The organism is Klebsiella sp. K47, assembly GCF_051858335.1.
Lineage (GTDB): Bacteria > Pseudomonadota > Gammaproteobacteria > Enterobacterales > Enterobacteriaceae > Klebsiella > Klebsiella pneumoniae.
Map to the genome: position 1 here is coordinate 1 of NZ_JBPYUI010000048.1, position 20189 is coordinate 20189.

Sequence of the window (20189 nt, forward strand, 5' to 3'; positions counted from 1 at the left end):
ACTGGTGCGCTCCATTTATGCCGGATGGCGGCATACATGCCTTATCCGGCCTACGCTCCTACCTGCGGGCTCCCCCCCAGGACCGGCAAGCGCAGCGCCGCCGGGCGGTCAGGCTCCATACCTGCGGTAGTGCCGGATGGCGGCATAAATGCCTTATCCGGCCTGCGTTCCTTCCTGCGGGCTCCCCCCCAGGACCGGCAAGCGCAGCGCCGCCGGGCGATCAGGCTCCATACCTGCGATAGTGCCGGATGGCGGCATAAATGCCTTATCCGGCCTACGTTCCTTCCTGCGGGTTCCCCCCGTAGGCCCGGCAAGCGCAGCGCCGCCGGGCAGCTGGTTCAGGCCAACTCCCTCAGTTCACCGTCAGGCGCAGGGCCAGATCCTGCGGGTAGGGGTCAAAATAGTTCTGCGCCTGCAGGTAGCGATCCGGATACTCGGCCAGATAGTGCTTAAGCAGCGTCAGCGGGGCGAGGATCGGCAGCAGCCCGGCGCGATAGTTGAGGATCACCTCCCGCAGCTCGCCGCGCTGGCGGCTGTTCAGCTGGTCGCGGAAATAACCCTGAATATGCATCAGCACGTTGGTGTGGTTTTTCCGCGAGGCGGGCTGCTTGAGGATCGCCATCAGCTTCTCGCGGTAAACCTCGAAGAACGCCTCCAGATCCTCCCATTCATGCAGCGAGGCGACGAACGGGCCGATCTCCCGGTAGCCCGCCTGGTGGTGAGCCAGCAGCTGCAGCTTGTAGCGGCTGTGAAAGGCCAGCAGGCCGTGACGGGTCAGGCCGCGGGCGCGCAGGGCGTTGAGTTCATGCAGGGCGAAAACGCGCTCGACAAAATTCTCCCGCAGCAGCGGATCGTGCAGCCGGCCATCCTCTTCCACCGGCAGCCATGGGTAGCGCGCCATCAGGGCGCCGGTAAACAGCCCCACGCCTTCCTTACGCCCGCGATTGCCTTTTTCGTCATACAACCGCACGCGCTCCATCCCGCAGCTCGGCGATTTGGCGCAGACGATAAAGCCCGACAGCTCGCCCAGGGTTGCCAGGTGGGCGTTGGCGAAATCAGCCATCTTCTCCGTCACATCCTCATGCGGGGCGTGGCTGAAGCGCATGCGGATCTCCCCGACCGGAGTCTGCACCAGGCGGAGCGCCGGGCGGGGTACGGGCAGGCCGATCGCCATCTCCGGGCAGACGGGCTTAAACGCCACCCACTGCGCGAGCTCATCCATCACAAAGCCCATACGCTTATGCCCGCCGTCGAATCGCACGGCTGAGCCGGTTAAACATCCGCTGATCCCAATGACAGGTTGCGTGTTCATGGCGCTGTCCTCTCTTCTGCTGTGGTTCGGGTAAAGAAAAGGGTCACGGTGGCGACCGTAATGCCGAATTTCTTCATCTCGGTTTTGTTAAATAAATGGCTGTCGTCCTGCAGGAACATCCAGTCGTCAAAGTGCAGCAGCCACCGGCTGCCGCTGGCCTCGACGTTCATGCTGTAGCGCCAGTGAAAGGCATTGCCTGCCGCCTGGCCGCTGGCCACGCCTTCGATATCCCCGGCGGTGCCCTGATAACGGTTATCGCCGGTGCGGCGAATGCGCCATATCCGCTGCTGCTTCTCGCCGTCGTCATAGACAAAGCGCTCATGGAGGGTCAGGGTGTCGCCGACGACGTCGCCATCGATCTCAACATGGAAGCGGCGCAGCTGCTTGCCGCTGCGATCCTGCACCATCCCCCACGCCTCGGTTCGCCCCTGAAAATAGTGAAAGATGTCGAGGGCGGGCTGCTGCTGCCGGTACTCCGTGACCTCGGTGCTGCAGCCGGCGAGGATCAGCATCAGCAGCGCCAGGCCAAGGGTCAGAATGCGTTTCATGGTGTACCTCCGATCAACTGCTGACGCAGTTCGGGATAAGTGGTGCGCGGATCGAGCCAGATGGCGAGAAAGCGGGTGCTGAACGCCGCCGACTGGCGCGGGCCGAGCGGGGTAAAGGCGGTCTGCGCGGCGCTGGCGCGGTACCAGAACTGCCCCTCGCCGCCGCGGACCACGAACGCCAGCTGGCTGCCCGGCGCGACGTCCGGCCAGATCCCCTGCAGCATGCGTAGCCAGGCTTCGCTGCGCGGTTCCTGCTGCAGAATGCCCTGCGCCTGCCACTGGTCGCGGGTGGCCTCCACCAGCGCCTCGCGATCGATGTCGCGCCGGTAGGTGATGATCAGCGCCCGATCCTGCTGCGGGCCGTCATACCGGCCATTGGGCGTACGCAGCTGCGAGTGATAGACGGTGAACGGCCCCCAGGTGAGGGTCGCCTCGCCGACGCGGCGCCACGTCAGCCAGTCGGCGGCGTGGGCCGCCGGGGCGAGGGCGGTCAGCCATAGCAGTAACAGCGCGAATCTCATTTTCGCCTCCCCATCCCCAGATGGAATAACAGCATGAGCACCAGCCAGCCGCAGGCCATGGCGGCCACGGCAAGCGCCATCGGCACCAGCAGGGTCATGGCTCCGAGGCGAGCGCCGATCAGGTAGGCCACCGGGCCGCCGAGGGTCGCCGCCGTGGCCAGCACCCAGCCGGGAAGCGTCGCGGTGCGGGTCAGTCGGGTCCAGACGACGGCGAACATCAGCCACAGGGCCACCATCCACAGGGGCAGCAGGCTGTCGCCGCGAAAATCGATCAGCCCCGCCAGCGCCCAGCAGGCGTCCAGGCCGCAGCCCGCCGCGGCCAACAGCAGGGCGGGCGGACGACTGGCCGCCGGCAACCGCAGCCAGGCGAAAATGGCCAGCGTCAGCCAGATCAGCAGACCGCGCTCGCGCAACATCACCACCAGCGTCCAGTAAACATCGAACGCGAGGGCCATCAGCAAGTGCTGCGCCGGGCGTGTCATACCCGCTCCGCGGTGAGCTGCACCACGCTGATGGTGCGGGCGTTAAATCCGGCTTCGCAGTAGCCGAAGTAGTAGAGCCACATCCGGCGGAAACGCTCATCAAAGCCGAGCTTTTCAATATCCTGCCAGGCGTGGGTAAAACGCTGCCGCCAGTGGGCCAGGGTGCGGGCGTAGTCCGGGCCCATGTCGAACAGGTTGCGCACCACAAAATCGGTATGGCGGGTCATCAGCTCGCTCATTGCGGTGATGCTGGGCAAAAAGCCGCCGGGGAAGATGTAGCGCTGGATAAAATCGACGCTTTTGCTGTAGTCGCGATAGCGCTGATCCTGGATGGTGATCGCCTGCAGGGCCATTCTGCCGCCCGGGCGCAGGCGCGCCTGGCAGGTGCGGAAGAAGGCCGGGAGGTAGCGCTGGCCCACCGCCTCAATCATCTCCACCGACACCAGTTTGTCGTACTCGCCGCGCAGATCGCGGTAGTCGCAGAGCAGCACTTCGACGCGATCCTGCAGCCCGGCGCGGGCCATGCGCTCGGTAGCCCAGCGGTGCTGCTCCCGGGAAAGGGTGGTGGTGGTGACCCGGCAGCCGTAATGGCGGGCGGCGTACTCGGCCAGCGCCCCCCAGCCGGTGCCAATCTCCAGCAGATGATCGCCGGGAGTGAGCGCCAGCTGGTCGCACAGGCGCGCCATCTTGGCCCGCTGGGCCTGGGTCAGATCCTGCTGGTCGTCGGTAAACAGCGCGCTGGAGTAGAGCAGGTCGTCATCCAGAAAGTAGGCATAAAATTCGTTGCCGAGGTCGTAATGGGCGGCGATGTTCTCCCGCGCCTGGGCGCGGGTGTTGCGGCGGGTCCAGTGGCGCAGGCGGGCGACGGGCTTGCCCAGCAGACGAAAGCCGCGCTCCAGACGCCCCAGCACCTCGCCGTTGCGCGCAAGGATCTGCAGCAGCGCCGTCAGCTGGTGGCTCTCCCAGTCGCCGTCCATCCAAGCCTCGGCCGCCGCCAGGCTGCCGCCGGTCAGCAGACGCCAGTACACCTCCGGCGCGCAGACCCGCGCCTCGGCGCGCAGCGCGGCGGCGGGGTCGCCAAAATGAAACGTCTGCGCCCCTTCGCGCACGGTGAGCGAGCCTTCGCGGAGGCCGCTCAACAGACGAAAGAGCAGCCAGCGCGCGAGCCGCACGTTGCGCGGCACATCTGGTTCAAGCGCAAAGACGGGATCGGTCATGAGCGTTCACTCCTGCTGACAGGATGGTTATACAGCGGCACGCGCTTCAGCCACAGCCGCAGCGCCTGCCAGTAGATGGCGAGGACGGTTTTCAGGGTCATCAGCGGCAGACGCAGCAGCAGCCCGCGCAGGTTGGCGCGGGTCAACGGCACGCGGCTCAGGGCCAGGGTGGCGTCAAACACCTTGCTGGCCTGATGGTTTTCAATATGCATGTGCAGCGTTTTGCCGGGCGCGTTGAAGCGCCAGTGATAGACCATGTCCATCGGGTTAAACGGCGAAACGTGAAAGGCTTTCTCCAGCGGGCGTGCCTGCTGGCCGTCCACCGCGTAGTAATGACGCTCATTCCACGGCGTGTTGCGCACTTCGGCCAGCACCCAGCGCAGGGTGTCGGCCTCGTCATAGCAGTAGTAAAAGTTGACCGGATTAAAATGGAAGCCGAAGTAGCGCAGCTGGGTCAGGAGCATCACGCGGCCCGCCGGGCGGCAGCCGGTCAGGCTCTCCAGCCGGTTCAGCGCCTGGGCCTTCAGCGGCGCGCCCAGCGGATAATCGGCGTCGTACCAGGCGGCGGCGGCCAGGCGGTTGCGGCGGATGCCCGCCTCAGGCAGCTTGTCCAGTTCGTCGAGGTCGAGCCAGGCCATAAACAGGCGGTAGACGAAGTGGTGCGCCTTCGGCTGCAGGCGACGGTGGCGCAGGACGCCCTGATAGAGGCAGCTGTTCATTTCAGTGGCCCTCCGCCGCGGCGATGCCCTGCACCACGTCGAGCGCGCTGCGCACCCCATCCTCATGAAAGCCGTTGTACCAGTAGGCCCCGCAGTACCAGCTCCGCTGCTGGCCGTTAATCTCTTCGCGCCGCAGCTGGGCCGACCAGCTTTGCGGGTTAAACAACGGATGCTCATAGACGAAGCGCTGCCAGACGTAGCGATCGTCCACCGGCGCGTCCGGGTTCAGGGTGACGCAGAACAGCGGCGCGCCCGCGGGCAGCCCCTGGAGAATATTCATGTTGTAGGTGACGCAGGCCCGGGCCCGATCCCCGTCGCTCAGGCGATAGTTCCAGCTGGCCCAGGCGCGCTGGCGCTCCGGCAGCCAGCGCGGATCGCTGTGCAGCACCACCTCGTTACGCTGCCAGCCGATGTCCCCGAGGACTTCTCGTTCGGAATCGGTGGGCGCCGCCAGCATCGCCAGGGCCTGCGCGGAGTGGCAGGCGAAGATCACCTGGTCAAAATGCGCCTCCCCGGACGCCAGCCGCAGGGTGACCCCCGCCGGGTGGCGGTCCACCTGCTGCACCGGCGCGTTGAGCCGCAGGTCCAGGCGATCGCCGAGCCTGGCGAGCAGGGCGCGAACGTATTCCCGGGAACCGCCGGGCACCACGTACCATTGCGGGCGATCGCGAATATCCAGCAGACCGTGGTTTTCAAAGAAGCGCAAAAACAGCGGCAGCGGGAAGCGGCGCATCTCCTGCAGCGACGACGACCAGATGGCCGCCCCCATCGGCAGAATATAGTGGCGGGCGAAGAAGGGGCTGAAGCGGTGGCGGGTGAGGAAGCTCTCCAGCGTCGCGCCTGGATCCAGCGCCTCGGTCAGCGCCAGTTTCGCCAGGCGGTTGAAGCGGACGATCTCGCTCAGCAGTCCCCAGAAGGCCGGCTTCAGCAGATTGCGCCGCTGGGCGAAAAGCGAGGTCAGGCTGTGGCCGTTGTATTCCAGGCCGCTGGCCGGGTTGTGGACCGAGAAGCTCATCTGCGTTTTTTGCCCGCCGATCCCCAGCTCGCTGAGCAGGCCCATAAAGCGCGGATAGGTGCGATCGTTGTAGACGATAAATCCGGTATCGATGGCCCAGGTGCCCTGCGGCGTGGCGACATCCACGGTGGCGGTGTGGCCGCCCGGCGTGGCGCCCGCTTCGAACAGCGTTACCTGATGGTGTCCGGCCAGTCGCCAGGCGCAGGTCAGCCCGGCGATGCCGCTGCCGATGATGGCGATGTTCATGAGCGCACCATCCTGCGCAACAGCAGGCGCTGGATACCCGATGGCAGGCTGGCCAGCAGCCGCAGGGCCAGGCTGAAGCCGGTGGGGAAGGCGATGTGGTTTTTGCCCTTCGCCAGACCGTGGCGGATCGCCGCCACCGCCCGATCCACGCTCACCCGACCGGGCATGGCGAAGTCGTTTTTGCGCGTCAGCGGGGTGTCGACGAAGCCCGGAGAGACCACCGTGACGGCGACCCCTTTCGACTCCCAGTCCAGACGCAGGCTGTTAGCAAACCAGGTCAGCGCCGCCTTGGAGGCGCCATAGGCTTCCGCGCGCGGGAAGGGCAGCCAGTGCGCCATGGAGCTGACCAGCACCACCCGATCGCCTGCCTCCAGCTGCGTCTGCAGCGCTGCCAGGCAGTTCACCGGCCCGAGGAAGTTGGTGGCCATCACCCGCTCCACGAGGGCGGCATCCACCTGTCCGTGGTCGAGGTATTCGCAGGTCCCGGCGCAGAGAATGATCAGGTCGGCAAAACAGCCCGTCAGCGCCTGGCGACAGGCGTCCCTGTCTGTCATATCGAACAGGCGTACGCTGATGTTGGGGCTGAGCTGCTGGAGCGCTGCCAGGCGCGACGCATCGCGCCCGCAGGCGATGACCAGATGGCCATCCGCCGCGAAGGATTTCGCCAGGCCGGCGCCGATCCCGGAGCTGGCGCCGGTGATGAGCACCGTCATCATGAGCGCACCCTCCGCTTCACGCCGCGTACCGCCCAGCCCAGCAGGGGAAGATGCTCGTAGATCATCTCCCCGGCGTCGTAGTAGTCGCGCTGATGGAGAACCTGCTCACCGGCGATGTCCACCACCGAGCAGCCCGGCAGGGCCAGGGTTTCTCCACCGGCAATGCGCGGATGCGACCAGTGCATGGTCCAGGTCACGGCGAACCGCTGGCCGTCGCAAAGCGGCGTGTCGATGGTGAACCGGCACTGCTCCACGTTGGCCAGCAGATGGGTAAAGTAGCGCTGAATGGCGAACAGCCCCTGATGCTGACCAAAAGGATCGCTCAGCGTCGCGTCCGGATGGTACAGCGTGGCCAGCGCCGCGGGCGGCTGTGCATCCAGCCCGGCGTAGTACTCAACGAAACGACGAATCACGGACGGCGAGGTGCTCATGGATCACATCCTGGCTAGATACGGTAGCGTAATGGCATACTTAAAACTTACACAAATAAAATTATTTGTCCAAGTTTGTAGAAGAATATATTTTATTTGTTTTAAAAATCATGTTGTTATGATTGGTGTTTTAAGGAGTGAAAATCGCGGGTGGCGCAAAGGGCAAGCGTGAGCCCGCCGCGCCACCGGGCGCTGGCGTCTCAGAGAGGGGATGTAGGTTAAAACAGGGGGTTAGAGCGGGATCACCTCGAGGGAGACGACCTGCTGCTGCCAGAGTTCGACCTGCCTCTGGCGGGCGGCGGAAAGTTTGCCGCTGGTAACCAGCAGCCAGTTGCGCTGGGGGAAAATCTCCGGCGCCAGGGCGGCGGGAGGCACCGGCAGGACGTCGATGCGATGGCCCTGGCCGGTACGTTTGAGCGCCTCAAGCCAGATTTCGCAGGCGTCGGTCAGGTGCCAGCCGGTGATCAGAAAGTTGTCCCCGGGCGCCTTCTTGTCGCCTTCGAGGCAAAACGAGGTATAGGCGATGATGATGCCGTCGAGAATTTCGCGCAGCGTCATGATGGCCGGCACGTTGGCGGAGACCTGGCTGCGCAGCGGACGCAGCACCTCGGTTACCAGCTCCTGGCGCGGATATTCGCGCCCGGCGTCGTAGATCAGCTGGCGCAGAGACTCGATTTTTCCCTCTTTCAGCCGCTGCAGCATGGTCTCCTGCAGCGTCAGCCAGTTATTGGTGCGCCGCGCGCCGGGGCGCGACAGCAGGGGTTTCACCTGGCTGACCGGCACCCCTTTTTTCACCCAGTCGAGGATCTTCAGTGCCTGCTGGACGTCGTCATCGCTGTACAGACGGTGTCCACCATCGGTGCGCAGCGGCTTAAGCAGGCCGTAGCGGCGCTGCCAGGCGCGAAGCGTGGTCGCATTTATCCCGCATAGTCGGGCAAATTCGCCGATGGAGTAAGGCATGGAGGCCACCTGTTAACAAAGAATATTCTCAATATACTACGAATCACGACGGCTGGCGTGAAGTGTAGTGGCTTTGCACTACACTTTCCCCAACCGCGTAAATGAAAGGAGTTCTCATGAAGCTATGGCCTGTTGTCACCGGCGTCGCTATCGCGTTAACCCTGGTGGCCTGCAAATCGCCCACGCCGCCGAAGGGCGTTCAGCCGATTAGCGGGTTTGACGCCAGCCGGTACCTTGGAAAATGGTATGAGGTCGCCCGCCTGGAGAATCGCTTCGAGCGAGGCCTGGAGCAGGTGACCGCCACCTACGGCGCTCGCAGCGACGGAGGGATCAGCGTCGTCAACCGCGGTTATGACCCGGTCAAAAAACGCTGGAATGAGAGCGACGGGAAAGCCTATTTCACCGGCGCCCCCACCACCGCGGCGCTGAAGGTGTCGTTCTTCGGGCCATTCTACGGCGGCTATAACGTGATCCGCCTGGACGACGACTACCAGTACGCGCTGGTCAGCGGCCCCAACCGCGACTATCTGTGGATCCTGTCGCGAACCCCCACCATTCCGGCGGCGGTGAAGCAGGATTACCTGAATACCGCGCGCGAGCTGGGCTTTGACGTCGATCGCCTGGTGTGGATCCGCCAGACGCCGCGCTAGCCTCGCCGCTTAGCGGCTGAGCAGATGGGTATAAACCACGTACAGCCCGGCCAGCGCTGCCACGTTGAGCGCTACGCTGATGAAAAACCGCGTCCGGAAGGGCTGCTTTTGCGTTTTATGGCGAAAGCACTGCTGGCCGAGGATGGCCCCCGGCCAGCCTCCCGCCAGGCCCAGCACCAGCAGCGTGGTTTCCGGCACCCGGCGCCAGGCTTTGCGCGCCGCCAGCTTGTCGGCGCCATAGATAAGCCATGTCAGAAGGCTGCTCAGTAAAAACCACATCGCCAGCGGGTAGGGCAGCAGGGCGCTGCCCACGGCGGTGAGCAGCAGCAGGGAATAACATACCAGGTTCAGATTCATAGGGACGTTCACGCCGGCCAGAAGAATGGCGCCACTATAGCCAATTTCCCGGACCGGCGTAAACGCGGCGGGCTATTGGCTACGCTTGCCCCGATGCCGGGACAGCCACATCAGCTTATATGCCGCCGGAATGATAAACAGCGACAGCAGCGGGGCGGTGATCATCCCGCCAATCATCGGCGCGGCGATACGGCTCATGACTTCCGAACCGGCGCCGGTGCCCCATAAAATCGGCAGCAGGCCGGCGATAATCACCGCCACGGTCATCGCCTTCGGCCGCACGCGCAGCACTGCGCCCTGGTACAGCGCCTCGTCGAGCTTATCGACGCTGAAAGTCTGCGGATTCTCCAGCGATGGCTCCGCCTCGATGGCGTGGCGCAGGTACATCAGCATCACCACGCCAAACTCCGCCGCCACCCCGGCGAGGGCGATAAAGCCGGTACCGGTGGCCACCGACAGATGGAACCCCATCCAGTAGAGGAACCAGATCCCGCCCACAAGGGCGAACGGCACGCTGGTGATAATCAGCAGCGCTTCGCCGACGCGGCGGAACGCCAGATACAGCAGCACGAAGATAATCATTAGCGTCATCGGCACCATCAGCTTCAGCTTCTGATTGGCGCGCTCCAGCAGCTCAAACTGCCCGGAGTAGGACACACTGATGCCCGGCTTCAGCTTCACCTCCTTGCCGATGGCCTGCTGCAGATCGTGCACTACCGACACCATGTCGCGGTCGCGGGCGTCGATGTAGATCCAACTGGTCGGGCGGGCGTTCTCGGTCTTCAGCATGGATGGTCCGGTGACCACTTTCACCTCAGCCACGTCGCCGAGGACAATCTGTTGCTTCAGCGGCGTGAGGATCGGCAGCTGGCGCAGGGTCTCCGGGCTGTCGCGATAGCTCTGCGGGTAGCGGATGTTGATCGGATAGCGCTCGACGCCCTCCACTGTTTCGCCAACCATCGCCCCGCCGATGGCGGACGAGACGAACAACTGCACGTCGCCGACGGTCATCCCGTAGCGGGCCGCCTTCTCGCGCTGAATATCAATGTTGAGGTAGCGCCCGCCGACCAGCCGCTCGGCTAATGCCGAAGTGACTCCCGGCACGCTGCGCGCCACCACTTCAATTTGCCCGGCGATGGCGTCGATATCGGCCAGGTTGGTGCCGGAAACTTTAATGCCGATCGGGCTCTTGATGCCGGTGGAGAGCATGTCGATGCGGTTGCGGATCGGCGGCACCCACAGGTTCGCCAGTCCCGGCAGGCGCACGGTTTTATCCAGCTCCTCGACGATCTTCTCCATGGTCATCCCCGGTCGCCATTGATCCTGCGGCTTGAGCTGAATGGTGGTCTCCACCATCTCCAGCGGCGCCGAGTCGGTGGCGGTTTCGGCCTTGCCGGTTTTGCCGAACACCCTTGCCACTTCCGGCACCGTCATGATCAGCTTATCGGTTTTCTGCAGCATATCCGCCGCCTGCGCAGCGGAGATCCCCGGCAGCGTGGACGGCATATACAGCAGATCGCCCTCGTTGATCTGTGGCAGAAACTCGCCGCCGACCCGGTTAAGCGGCCAGACAACCGTCAGGATCGACAGGAGCGCAATCAGCAGGGTAGTCTTCGGCCAGTGCAGGACCTTCAGCAGCAGCGGGTGATAAATGCGGATCAAAAAGCGATTCAGCGGATTGCTGTTCTCCGCTGGGATCCTGCCGCGGATCCAGAAGCCCATCAGGATCGGGATCGCCACGATCGCCAGCAGCGCCGCCCCGGCCATCGACCAGGTTTTGGTGAAGGCCAGCGGGCCGAACAGTTTGCCCTCCTGGCCTTCGAGGGTGAAAATCGGGATAAACGACAGGGTGATGATCAGCAGGCTGATAAACAGCGCCGGGCCGACCTCCACCGAGGCCTCGGTAATGATTTTCCAGCGTGTGTCGTTGCTGAGCTTCTCTCCCGGGTGCTGATGCTCCCACTCCTCCAGCCGCTTATGGGCGTTCTCAATCATCACGATGGCGGCATCGACCATCGCCCCCACCGCAATGGCGATCCCACCCAGCGACATGATGTTGGCGTTGAGCCCCTGGAAATGCATCATGATAAAGGCGAAGCACAGGCCGAGCGGTAGCGAGATAATCGCCACCAGCGCCGAGCGCACGTGCCACAGGAACAGGGCGCAGACCAGGGCGACGACGATAAACTCTTCCAGCAGCTTGTAGCTGAGGTTGTCGATGGCGCGGTCGATAAGCTGGCTGCGGTCGTAGGTGGTGACCACTTCCACCCCTTCCGGCAGGCTGCTTTGCAGCGACGCCAGCTTCTCTTTGACCGCCGAGATCACCTCGCGGGCGTTCTTGCCGGAGCGCAGGATCACCACGCCGCCGGCCACTTCGCCCTCGCCGTTAAGCTCGGCGATACCGCGGCGCATCTCCGGGCCAATCTGCACCCGCGCGACGTCGCCGAGATAGACCGGCACGCCGTTATCCCCGGTTTTCAGCACGATATTTTTGAAGTCGTCGAGCGTCTGCAGGTATCCGCTGGCGCGCACCATATATTCGGCTTCCGCCAGTTCGACGGAAGAGCCGCCCGCCTCCTGGTTAGAGGCGTCCAGCGCCGATTTCACCTCGCCGAGGCTGATGCCGTACTGGGTCAGCTTCATCGGGTCGACGACAATCTGGTACTCCTTGACCACGCCGCCCACCGACGCCACTTCCGAGACGTTAGGAATGGTTTTCAGCTCATATTTTAAGAACCAGTCCTGCAACGAGCGCAGTTCGGCAAGGTCGTGTTTGCCGCTACGGTCGACCAGCGCGTATTCGAAGACCCAGCCGACGCCGGTGGCGTCCGGGCCCATTTCGGCGCTGACCCCGGCGGGAAGTTTGCCCTGCACCTGGTTGAGATACTCCAGCACCCGCGAGCGCGCCCAGTAAGGATCGGTGCCGTCTTCAAAAATCACGTATACGTAGGAGTCGCCAAACTGCGAGAAGCCGCGAACCGTTTTGGCGCCGGGGACTGGCAGCATGGTGGTGGTCAGCGGCCAGGTGACCTGGTTTTCGACGATCTGCGGCGCCTGCCCCGGATAGCGGCTTTTGACGATCACCTGTACGTCGGAGAGATCCGGCAGGGCGTCTACCGGGGTGTGGATGATGGTCCAGGTTCCCCAGATGCTGAGAAACAGCGCCGCCATCATCACCAGGAAGCGGTTGGCCACCGAGCGGCGGATAATCCATTCAATCATGGTTCCGTTCCTTAGTGCGCGTGGGCGGCAGAGGCCGCGGCATCAGGGGCCTGCGCGCGCATGCGCTCCAGCGCGCCGGCGATATTGGCCTCCGAGTCGATCAGGAACAGGCCGCTGGCGACGACTTTCTCACCCTCCTGCAGCCCGCTGCGAATGGCCGTGACGCCATTGGACTCATGGAATACCTGCACGATTTTCGGCACGAAGCGGCCCTCGTTATCCACGGTAATCACTCGCTGCTCGCTGCCGCTGTCGATCAGCGCTTTGGAGGGGATCAGCAGCATCGGGGCGCTTTCGCTGGTCAGCTGCAGGTAGGCGTTCATCCCCGGCTTCAGCGCTTCATCCGGGTTGTTGACCTGCAGGCGCAGCTGCAGGGTGCGGGTGGCGCTATCGACGCTGGGGAGAAGGGTCCATTTGCTGATGCGGAAGGTTTTGCCCGGCCAGGCGGGAACCTGAATGCTGAACTGCGAGGCGTCTTTAATCAGCCAGGCGATGGATTCCGGGACCGCCACGCTGACCCACACCGGATCCATGCCCTGAATTTTCGCCACCACGTTATCTTTGGCGATGTTCATTCCGGCGCGCAGATCGAAGGCGGTAATAACGCCATCGATCGGTGCTTTGAGAGTAAAGCGGGTCTGGATTTTACGCGTGGCTTTCAGGCGGCGGATATCGTCATCCGGCATTCCGGCGAGACGTAGACGCTCGAGGATCCCCTCGACCTGCGTAGCGGTGCCCCCGGTCTCCTGCAATAGCAGATATTCGCTCTGCGCTTCCACCCAGTCGGGGATGGTCAGCTCGAGCAGCGGCGTGCCTTGCTTGACTTTGTCGCCGACGGTCAACGGATAGACTTTATTGATAAAGCCCGCCGCCCGCGCCTGCATAATCACATACTGGTACTCGTTATAGCTGATGTTGGCCGGGAAGGTCTGGGCGTAGCGCAGCGGCCCGCGGGTGACGGCGGCGGTTTTCACCCCAAGATTCTGGGTCTGCGTCGGGTCGATACGCACCCCCGGCGCACCGGCGGCGGCATGCTCCTCATCGGCGTATTTCGGCACCAGATCCATATCCATAAACGGCGATTTACCCGGTTTATCGAAGCGGGTGTTCGGGTACATCGGGTCGTACCAGAACAGCACTTTACGCTGCTGCTCGGCCGCCGGAGCGGCAGATTGGGTCGGTGCCCATCGGGCGTACAGCGCCGCGGTAAGCGCGCCGCCAATCAGCATGCTGCCGAGGATCAGCGCCGTATTTTTCAGTGTCAGGGATGCCATGTGTCGTCCATTCAGTTGTTGAGGGGCCTACCGTCGCCGGGCCGTTATTGGGCGCGGATATCCTGCAGCAGCGACAGGTTGCCCTGCTGAACGAAGGTGAAGTCCACGCTGTCGCCATCCTTCACATTGTTGAGCTGCGTCTGCGGGGTGATGGTGAAGCGCATGGTCATCGGCGGCCAGTTCACCGCCGGGATGGCCTCGTGGGCGATAGTGATTTTTTTGTTATCCATATCAATAGCTTTAATGACGCCTTTGCCGCGGATGCTTTGCGCCTGCGCGGCGGCGGGCTGCTCGTGCATCACCATACCGGCGTGCGGGTCGGCGGCCTGGGCGGCGAACACCGCGCCAGAGAGCAGGGTGAACAGGGTTATTTGAGATAGTGAATTCATCATCAAGACTCCTTGGGTTATTCCATCCAGCCGCCGCCGAGGGCGGTGAACAGGGTGATTTCATTAGCCTGACGGGAATAGTTGAGTTCCAGCAGGGTTTGTCGGGTGGTGAAAATATCGCGCTGGGCGCTCAGGACTTCGATATAGCTGACCGCGCCGTGGCGATAGAGCGCAGTGGCGCGCTGCAGGGTGATATTTAGTGAAGCGAGATAGCGCTCCTGCGCGGCAATTTGATCGGCCAGGCTTTGGCGCTGGGCCAGCGCGTCGGCCACCTCTTTAAAGGCGGACTGTATTTTTTGTTCATAGTTGACCACCTGCTGCTGCTGGCGGATTTCCGCCAGATCGAGGTTGGCCTGATTACGCCCGGCGTTGAAAATTGGCAGTTCAATTTTGGGGATAAAGTTCCACATCGCGCCGCCGGCGTTAAACAGGCTGGAGAGCTCGCTGCTGCTGCCGGAGAGCGAGCTGGTCAGGGTGATCGACGGGAAGAAGGCCGCCCGCGCGGCGCCGATGTTGGCGTTGGCCGCTTGCAGTCTGTGTTCGGCTTCCAGAATATCCGGCCGCTGCAGCAGGATCGCTGAGGAGAGCGATGGCGGCAGGGTTACGCCTTGCAGGTCCACGGCGCTGCTGGCGCTATCGTCCGGCAGATGTTGATAGCTGCCGAGCAGCAGTTGCAGGGCGTTATTGGCCTGCGCCAGCTGGCCCTGCCGTTTGGCGATATCGGCGCGGGTGCTTTCGATCATGCCGCGCGCCTGCTCCAGCGCCAGCACGGTGGTGCTCCCGGTCAGCAGCTGTTTTTCAACGAAGGCGTAAGACTGCTGATAGTTCTGTAAGGTATCGTTGGCCACCTGCAGCTGCGCTGCCGCCAGCCGCTGGTTGAAGTAGCTTTGTGAAACGTTAGCAATCAACAGGATATGCACTGCGCGCCGTGCCTCTTCGCTGGCGAAGAAGTTCTGTCGGTCGGCCTCGCTAAGGTTTTTCAGCCGGCCAAAGAAATCGAGGTCATAGCTGAGGTTTAAGCCGGCGGCATAATCGCTGCTGGTGGTGGTGTCGCCTTTGAGCTTGCCGCCATAGGTGGTGCTGCCGTCACCGTTAAGCTGTGGGTAGCGGTCGGCGTCGGTTACCCGGTACTGGGCGCGGGCTTCCTGCACTTTCAACGTCGCCATCCGTAGATCGCGGTTGTTGGTCAGCGCGGTGCTAATCAGGCTTTTCACCTGCGGGTCGACGAAAAAGGTGCGCCAGCCGGTCTCCTGGTAGCCCGCTGTTGCAGTAACCAGCTTGTTCTGGCTGAGAGAGAACTGCTGCGGCACCGGCGCGATAGGGCGCTGGTAGTCCGGAGCGAGCGACAGACAGCCGGTTAAGGCAAATATCACGCTGAGGGTAAGTAGCTGTATTGAACGCATGGCGGCAGACGGTTTCGACGATTTATCCATGGCGGCTACTTTACGTAGCGGGCTCTGTTCAGGGCGTGACGGGAAAATGACAAAGTTGTCATTTTCCTGATATTTCATTGCTATCCGGAGGCGCTCCTCTAAAATTGAATACCCGCACAAAGCGCGCGTGAAGGAGCCTGCCGTGAAGATTTTGATTGTCGAAGATGAGAAGAAAACCGGAGAGTACCTGACCAAAGGGCTCACCGAGGCCGGCTTCGTCGTCGACCTGGCCGATAACGGCCTCAACGGCTATCACCTGGCGATGACCAGCGATTACGATCTGCTGATCCTCGACATCATGCTGCCGGATGTGAACGGTTGGGATATCGTGCGCATGCTGCGCACCGCCGGGAAAGGCATGCCGATCCTGCTGCTTACCGCGTTGGGCACCATTGAGCATCGGGTGAAGGGGCTGGAGTTGGGCGCTGACGACTATCTGGTAAAACCGTTCGCCTTTGCGGAGCTGCTGGCGCGGGTGCGTACTCTGCTGCGCCGCGGGGCGGCGGTCATCGTCGAAAGCCAGTTTCAGGCGGCCGATCTCAGCGTCGATTTGGTCAGCCGCAAGGTGACGCGCGGTGCCACCCGCATCACCCTGACCAGTAAGGAATTCACGCTGCTGGAGTTCTTCCTGCGTCATCAGGGCGAGGTGCTGCCGCGGTCGTTAATTGCCTCGCAGGTGTGGGATATGAACTTCGACAGCGACACTAACGCCATTGACGTGGCGGTGAAGCGGCTGCGCGCCAAAATTGATAACGACTTCGAGCCGAAGCTGATCCAGACCGTGCGCGGCGTCGGCTATATGCTTGAGGTGCCGGATGGCCGCTAAGCGCCCCTTTTCCCTGGCCACCCGGCTGACCTTCTTTATTAGCCTCGCCACCGTCATTGCCTTCTTCGCCTTCACCTGGATCATGATCCATTCGGTGAAGGCCCACTTTGAAGAGCGCGACGTTCACGATCTCAGGCAGCTCAGCACCACCCTGGAGACGGTCCTCGACCACGCTGACTACCCGCCGGCGCGACGGCTGGAGATCGTGAGGAATATCATTGCGGGCTACGCCAACGTCTTCATCTGCCTGGACGATGACCAGGGCAATATTCTCTTCCAGTCGCCCAACGGGCCGGATCTCAGCCATATGCTGAGTACGCCGGGGCTGGCGATGCAGCTCCGCGACGGGAATGTGATTTCATGGACCGACCCGCAGCCGCGGGCAATGGCGCACGATAATCATCCACTGGAGACCCGCGCCTGGCGGTTGATCATGCTGCCGCTGGGCAAGCAGGCGGACGGTAAACCGGCGTACCACCTGCTGATGGCCTTATCCATCGATTTTCACCTGCACTATATTAATGAGCTGAAAGCGAAGCTGATCTCCGCGGCGTCGATAATCAGTTTGCTGATCATCGCCATCGTGCTGTTTGTGGTCTACCAGGGGCATAAGCCGATCCGCCAGATCAGTCGCCAGATCCAGAATATTACCTCGCGGGATCTCGATGTGCGCCTTGACCCGCAGGCGGTGCCTGTCGAGCTGGAGCGGCTGGCGCTGTCGTTTAACCATATGCTGGAGCGCATAGAGGATGTCTTTACCCGCCAGTCCAACTTCTCCGCCGATATCGCCCATGAAATCCGCACGCCGATCACTAACCTGGTGACGCAAACTGAAATCGCCTTAAGCCAGAGCCGCAGCCAGCAGGAGCTGGAAGAGGTGTTGTATTCCAATCTCGAAGAGTTCTCGCGGATGTCGCGGATGGTCAGTGATATGTTGTTCCTCGCCCAGGCGGATAATAACCAGCTGATCCCTGAGCAACAGGCGCTGGATCTGGCCGATGAAGTGCATAAGGTGTTTGAGTTTTTCGAGGCGTGGGCGGAAGAGAAGGCGGTGGCGCTGCGCTTTGTCGGTAGCCCCTGCCGGGTGACGGGCGATCCGCTGATGCTGCGGCGGGCAATCAGCAACCTGCTGTCGAATGCGATCCGCTACACGCCGGCCGGCCAGGCGGTGACCATCCAGTTGAGCGAAAGCGCGGAGACGGTACGCCTGGTGGTGGAGAACCCCGGTACGCCGATTGCCGCCGAGCATCTGCCGCGCCTGTTTGACCGATTCTATCGCGTCGACCCCTCGCGCCAGCGCAAAGGGGAGGGCAGCGGCATCGGCCTGGCGATTGTGAAATCGATTGTCGGAGCCCACCACGGCAGCGTGGCGGCACAGTCCGATCTGCGCTCGACGCGGTTTATTGTGGTGTTGCCGAAATAGGCGCAATCCGCGAGTGATAGTTGAGTATGTGGCTTTCTGTCGCTATATTAAATGTACGGAAAATAACCGTACATGAAGTTTGCAACAGGCCGGAGATAACGTATGCCCGCACTTAAAAAGCAGCGTATAGATTTGAGATTAACCGATGATGATAAGAGCATCATCGAGGAAGCTGCGGCAATTTCGAATCAGACGATTACCCAGTTTGTGGTTGCCAGTGCCTCAGAACGTGCTGCGGAAGTGATTGAGCAGCACCGCAGAATGGTCCTCAATGAGCAATCATGGAGCCTGGTGATGGAGGCGATTACCCAACCGCCAGCCCCGAATGATCGACTGAAACGTGCAGCGAAGCGTCTACAAACCAGGTAAGGTAGAGCTAATGGAGCAGCAACTGACGATTGAGATGATTGCCGATGCGTTCAGCTACGATATCACTGGATTTGATTGCGGCGAGGAAGCGCTGAATACGTTTTTAAAAGAGCACCTCAAGCGGCAGCACGATGGACAAATCTTAAGGGGTTATGCGCTGGTCTCCGGGGATACCGTTCCCAGGTTGCTGGGTTATTACACCTTATCGGGGAGTTGTTTCGAGCGAGGCATGTTGCCGTCTAAAACTCAGCAAAAGAAAATCCCGTATCAAAATGCGCCAAGCGTAACCCTCGGGCGGCTGGCCATTGATAAATCTGTTCAGGGGCAGGGCTGGGGAGAGATGTTGGTTGCCCATGCGATGCGAGTGGTGTGGGGAGCGTCTAAAGCCGTTGGCATCTACGGATTGTTTGTTGAAGCCCTTAATGAGAAGGCTAAAGCATTCTATCTTCGTCTGGGGTTTATACAGCTCGTGGATGAAAATAGTAACTTACTGTTTTATCCGACCAAATCGATTGAACAGCTCTTTACTGACGATGAGTCATAAAAGAAACCGGGCAGCGCCAGGCGGCTGCCCGCAGTATCGCGACTCTCTTACTCTTCGAAGTACCAGTAGCCCTGATTAATCAGCCGCGTCAGTTCGCTCACGAACGCCGGATTCTGCAGGCCGCTGCCGAGCTCTTCCTGGCCTAATGAGGTATAGCGACACAGCGCATCCAGCGCTTCGGCATCGGTGGTGTCGAGTTGTTCGCTATGCACGAAGAAGCTGTCGCCGATATGCAGAACGCGCAGGCCGCTCAGGCGGGAAAGCTTTTCACCATCCAGCAGCGCATCGAGCACTTCCTCTTCTTCATACGGTGGTTCTGCCGGCGCAATATCCAGCTCGTGACGCGGGGTGGTGACGAAACTGCCGAACCACTGCTTGAAGTCTTCCGGCTGGCGAATCATATCGATCATCATGGTGCGCAGACGTTCGAGTTCATACTCTTCAACCCGGCCCGGATGCTCGCGGCAGGTGAGGTCCGGATCGCTGTAGTGCTCGCCGCCGAGATCGTTCTCCAGCACATAGTCGGCGAAGCTGCTGATCAGGTCGCGGCCGTTTGGCCCGCGGAAGCCGACGGAGTAGTTCAGGGCGGTTTCGTGGGTTATGCCGTCGTGCGGGAATCCCGGTGGAATATAGAGGATGTCGCCCGGCTGCAGATCTTCATCAATGATCGGTGGGAACGGATCGACGTGCAGCAGTGCCGGATGCGGACAGAACTGACGCATCGGCAGCTTGTCACCCACGCGCCACCGGCGGCTGCCCATGCCCTGAATAATAAAGACGTCATACTGATCGATATGCGGGCCGACACCGCCGCCGGGGACGGAGAAGGAGATCATCAGGTCGTCCAGGCGCCAGTCCGGCAGTACGCGGAACGGACGCACCAGCTCGGCGGCAGGCATATGCCAGTGGTTTACCGCCTGGGCCAGCAGGGACCAACCGGTTTCGCCCAGCCCGTCGAAATGTTCAAAAGGACCATTGCTGGCCTGCCATTTGCCGTTTTTCAGGCTGACCAGCCGGCTGTCGACTTCCGGCTCCATGGCTAATCCGGCCAGCTCGTCCGGAGTAATCGGGTCGACGAAGTCCGGAAACGCGTTTTTTAATACCACCGGCTGTTTCTGCCAGTATTTTTCTAAAAACTCGGGCCAGTTAATGTTGAGTTGATAAGCCATCGATTATTACCAGTAAGAAGAAACGGGCCTGATTATAGAAATGAGGGCCGGGCGGGCGCATTGTCGTGGGTCAAGAGTGGTGCTTAATTCACCATCGGCGCGATAATGGCGTTGGGTAAGAGAGAAAAATCACATTTTTGCCAAAAACCGATCTTAGCGTAAATTGCGCTGCAGGCCGCATGAACACTGGGATTGCGCCTTTAATGGTAAGAAGATGAATTCGCGAAAAGTTCAAATAATGAGCGGTCGATAAGATTTTTCTATTTTAACGCTTGCTACTTCCGGCGAACTCCCTATAATGCGCTCCCACTGACACGGCGGATGTGAATCACTTCACACAAACAGCCGGTTCGGTTGCAGAGAAAA

The 20189-nt window shown here is 61.7% G+C and carries 21 protein-coding genes; 5 read left to right on the forward strand and 16 right to left on the reverse strand.

Annotation, left to right across the window (positions count from 1 at the left end):
• Positions 1 to 352: 352 nt before the first annotated feature.
• From RRF55_RS26310 to RRF55_RS26355, 10 genes are all read right to left on the reverse strand, one after another.
• Positions 353 to 1312, reverse strand: a complete 960-nt coding sequence (locus RRF55_RS26310; RefSeq protein WP_023343042.1) for a YbgA family protein — start codon at positions 1310 to 1312, stop codon at positions 353 to 355.
• On the reverse strand, positions 1309 to 1860 hold the full coding sequence (locus tag RRF55_RS26315) for a DUF3833 domain-containing protein (RefSeq protein WP_048977655.1): 552 nt from the start codon (positions 1858 to 1860) through the stop codon (positions 1309 to 1311). The genes RRF55_RS26310 and RRF55_RS26315 overlap by 4 nt, the downstream gene beginning before the upstream one ends.
• The gene (locus RRF55_RS26320) at positions 1857 to 2381 is read right to left on the reverse strand and encodes a hypothetical protein (protein WP_004894585.1); all 525 of its coding nucleotides are present in this window, start codon (positions 2379 to 2381) and stop codon (positions 1857 to 1859) included. Before RRF55_RS26320 ends, RRF55_RS26315 begins: the two co-directional genes overlap by 4 nt.
• Positions 2378 to 2863 carry a DUF2878 domain-containing protein gene (locus RRF55_RS26325; protein WP_009309837.1) on the reverse strand — a complete coding sequence of 162 codons (486 nt, stop codon included), beginning with the start codon at positions 2861 to 2863 and terminating at the stop codon, positions 2378 to 2380. The genes RRF55_RS26320 and RRF55_RS26325 overlap by 4 nt, the downstream gene beginning before the upstream one ends.
• Positions 2860 to 4080: an SAM-dependent methyltransferase gene (locus tag RRF55_RS26330; RefSeq protein WP_064153037.1), complete on the reverse strand. Its 1221-nt coding sequence runs from the start codon at positions 4078 to 4080 to the stop codon at positions 2860 to 2862. Before RRF55_RS26330 ends, RRF55_RS26325 begins: the two co-directional genes overlap by 4 nt.
• Entirely contained in the window at positions 4077 to 4799 is a 723-nt protein-coding gene (locus RRF55_RS26335; protein ID WP_004177578.1) for a DUF1365 domain-containing protein, read from the reverse strand. Before RRF55_RS26335 ends, RRF55_RS26330 begins: the two co-directional genes overlap by 4 nt.
• 1 nt (position 4800) lies before the next feature.
• Positions 4801 to 6060, reverse strand: a complete 1260-nt coding sequence (locus RRF55_RS26340) for an NAD(P)/FAD-dependent oxidoreductase (protein ID WP_019724900.1) — start codon at positions 6058 to 6060, stop codon at positions 4801 to 4803.
• Positions 6057 to 6776: an SDR family NAD(P)-dependent oxidoreductase gene (locus tag RRF55_RS26345; RefSeq protein ID WP_064162545.1), complete on the reverse strand. Its 720-nt coding sequence runs from the start codon at positions 6774 to 6776 to the stop codon at positions 6057 to 6059. The genes RRF55_RS26340 and RRF55_RS26345 overlap by 4 nt, the downstream gene beginning before the upstream one ends.
• A complete protein-coding gene (locus tag RRF55_RS26350) occupies positions 6773 to 7207 on the reverse strand; it encodes a nuclear transport factor 2 family protein (RefSeq protein WP_002887256.1) in 435 nt (144 codons plus the stop codon). Before RRF55_RS26350 ends, RRF55_RS26345 begins: the two co-directional genes overlap by 4 nt.
• A gap of 231 nt (positions 7208 to 7438) precedes the next feature.
• Positions 7439 to 8167 carry a MerR family transcriptional regulator gene (locus tag RRF55_RS26355; RefSeq protein ID WP_002887258.1) on the reverse strand — a complete coding sequence of 243 codons (729 nt, stop codon included), beginning with the start codon at positions 8165 to 8167 and terminating at the stop codon, positions 7439 to 7441.
• A 116-nt stretch (positions 8168 to 8283) separates the two neighbouring features.
• Between RRF55_RS26355 and RRF55_RS26360 the strand changes: the two genes are divergently transcribed.
• The gene (locus RRF55_RS26360; RefSeq protein ID WP_002887259.1) at positions 8284 to 8817 is read left to right on the forward strand and encodes a lipocalin family protein; all 534 of its coding nucleotides are present in this window, start codon (positions 8284 to 8286) and stop codon (positions 8815 to 8817) included.
• 9 nt (positions 8818 to 8826) lie between these two features.
• On the opposite strand, the gene RRF55_RS26365 is transcribed toward RRF55_RS26360, so the two are convergent.
• From RRF55_RS26365 to RRF55_RS26385, 5 genes are all read right to left on the reverse strand, one after another.
• A complete protein-coding gene (locus RRF55_RS26365) occupies positions 8827 to 9174 on the reverse strand; it encodes a DUF1294 domain-containing protein (RefSeq protein WP_004177568.1) in 348 nt (115 codons plus the stop codon).
• A 72-nt stretch (positions 9175 to 9246) separates the two neighbouring features.
• Positions 9247 to 12396, reverse strand: a complete 3150-nt coding sequence (locus tag RRF55_RS26370) for a CusA/CzcA family heavy metal efflux RND transporter (protein ID WP_130974954.1) — start codon at positions 12394 to 12396, stop codon at positions 9247 to 9249.
• Positions 12397 to 12407: 11 nt separating this feature from the next.
• Entirely contained in the window at positions 12408 to 13670 is a 1263-nt protein-coding gene (locus RRF55_RS26375; protein ID WP_064153032.1) for an efflux RND transporter periplasmic adaptor subunit, read from the reverse strand.
• A gap of 44 nt (positions 13671 to 13714) precedes the next feature.
• Positions 13715 to 14059: a cation efflux system protein CusF gene (gene cusF, locus RRF55_RS26380; protein WP_048266266.1), complete on the reverse strand. Its 345-nt coding sequence runs from the start codon at positions 14057 to 14059 to the stop codon at positions 13715 to 13717.
• 17 nt (positions 14060 to 14076) lie between these two features.
• Complete coding sequence (locus tag RRF55_RS26385; RefSeq protein ID WP_064153031.1) at positions 14077 to 15462, reverse strand: efflux transporter outer membrane subunit; 1386 nt, start codon at positions 15460 to 15462, stop codon at positions 14077 to 14079.
• 172 nt (positions 15463 to 15634) lie between these two features.
• Here RRF55_RS26385 and cusR point away from each other — a divergent pair, with 172 nt between their 5' ends.
• The 4 genes from cusR to kacT all read left to right on the forward strand — a co-directional run bounded on the left by cusR (position 15635) and on the right by kacT (position 18654).
• Positions 15635 to 16318, forward strand: coding sequence for a copper response regulator transcription factor CusR (gene cusR / locus RRF55_RS26390; RefSeq protein WP_004214143.1), 684 nt, complete (start codon positions 15635 to 15637; stop codon positions 16316 to 16318).
• Entirely contained in the window at positions 16308 to 17741 is a 1434-nt protein-coding gene (locus RRF55_RS26395; protein ID WP_009484674.1) for a Cu(+)/Ag(+) sensor histidine kinase, read from the forward strand. The genes cusR and RRF55_RS26395 overlap by 11 nt, the downstream gene beginning before the upstream one ends.
• Positions 17742 to 17843: 102 nt before the next feature.
• Complete coding sequence (gene kacA, locus RRF55_RS26400) at positions 17844 to 18110, forward strand: type II toxin-antitoxin system antitoxin KacA (protein ID WP_002887278.1); 267 nt, start codon at positions 17844 to 17846, stop codon at positions 18108 to 18110.
• Between the two features lie 10 nt (positions 18111 to 18120).
• On the forward strand, positions 18121 to 18654 hold the full coding sequence (gene kacT, locus RRF55_RS26405; protein WP_004178461.1) for a type II toxin-antitoxin system toxin KacT: 534 nt from the start codon (positions 18121 to 18123) through the stop codon (positions 18652 to 18654).
• 47 nt (positions 18655 to 18701) lie between these two features.
• Here the strand turns inward: kacT and RRF55_RS26410 are convergent, their stop codons facing one another.
• On the reverse strand, positions 18702 to 19823 hold the full coding sequence (locus RRF55_RS26410; RefSeq protein ID WP_064153030.1) for a ribosomal protein uL16 3-hydroxylase: 1122 nt from the start codon (positions 19821 to 19823) through the stop codon (positions 18702 to 18704).
• Between the last annotated feature and the right edge of the window lie 366 nt (positions 19824 to 20189).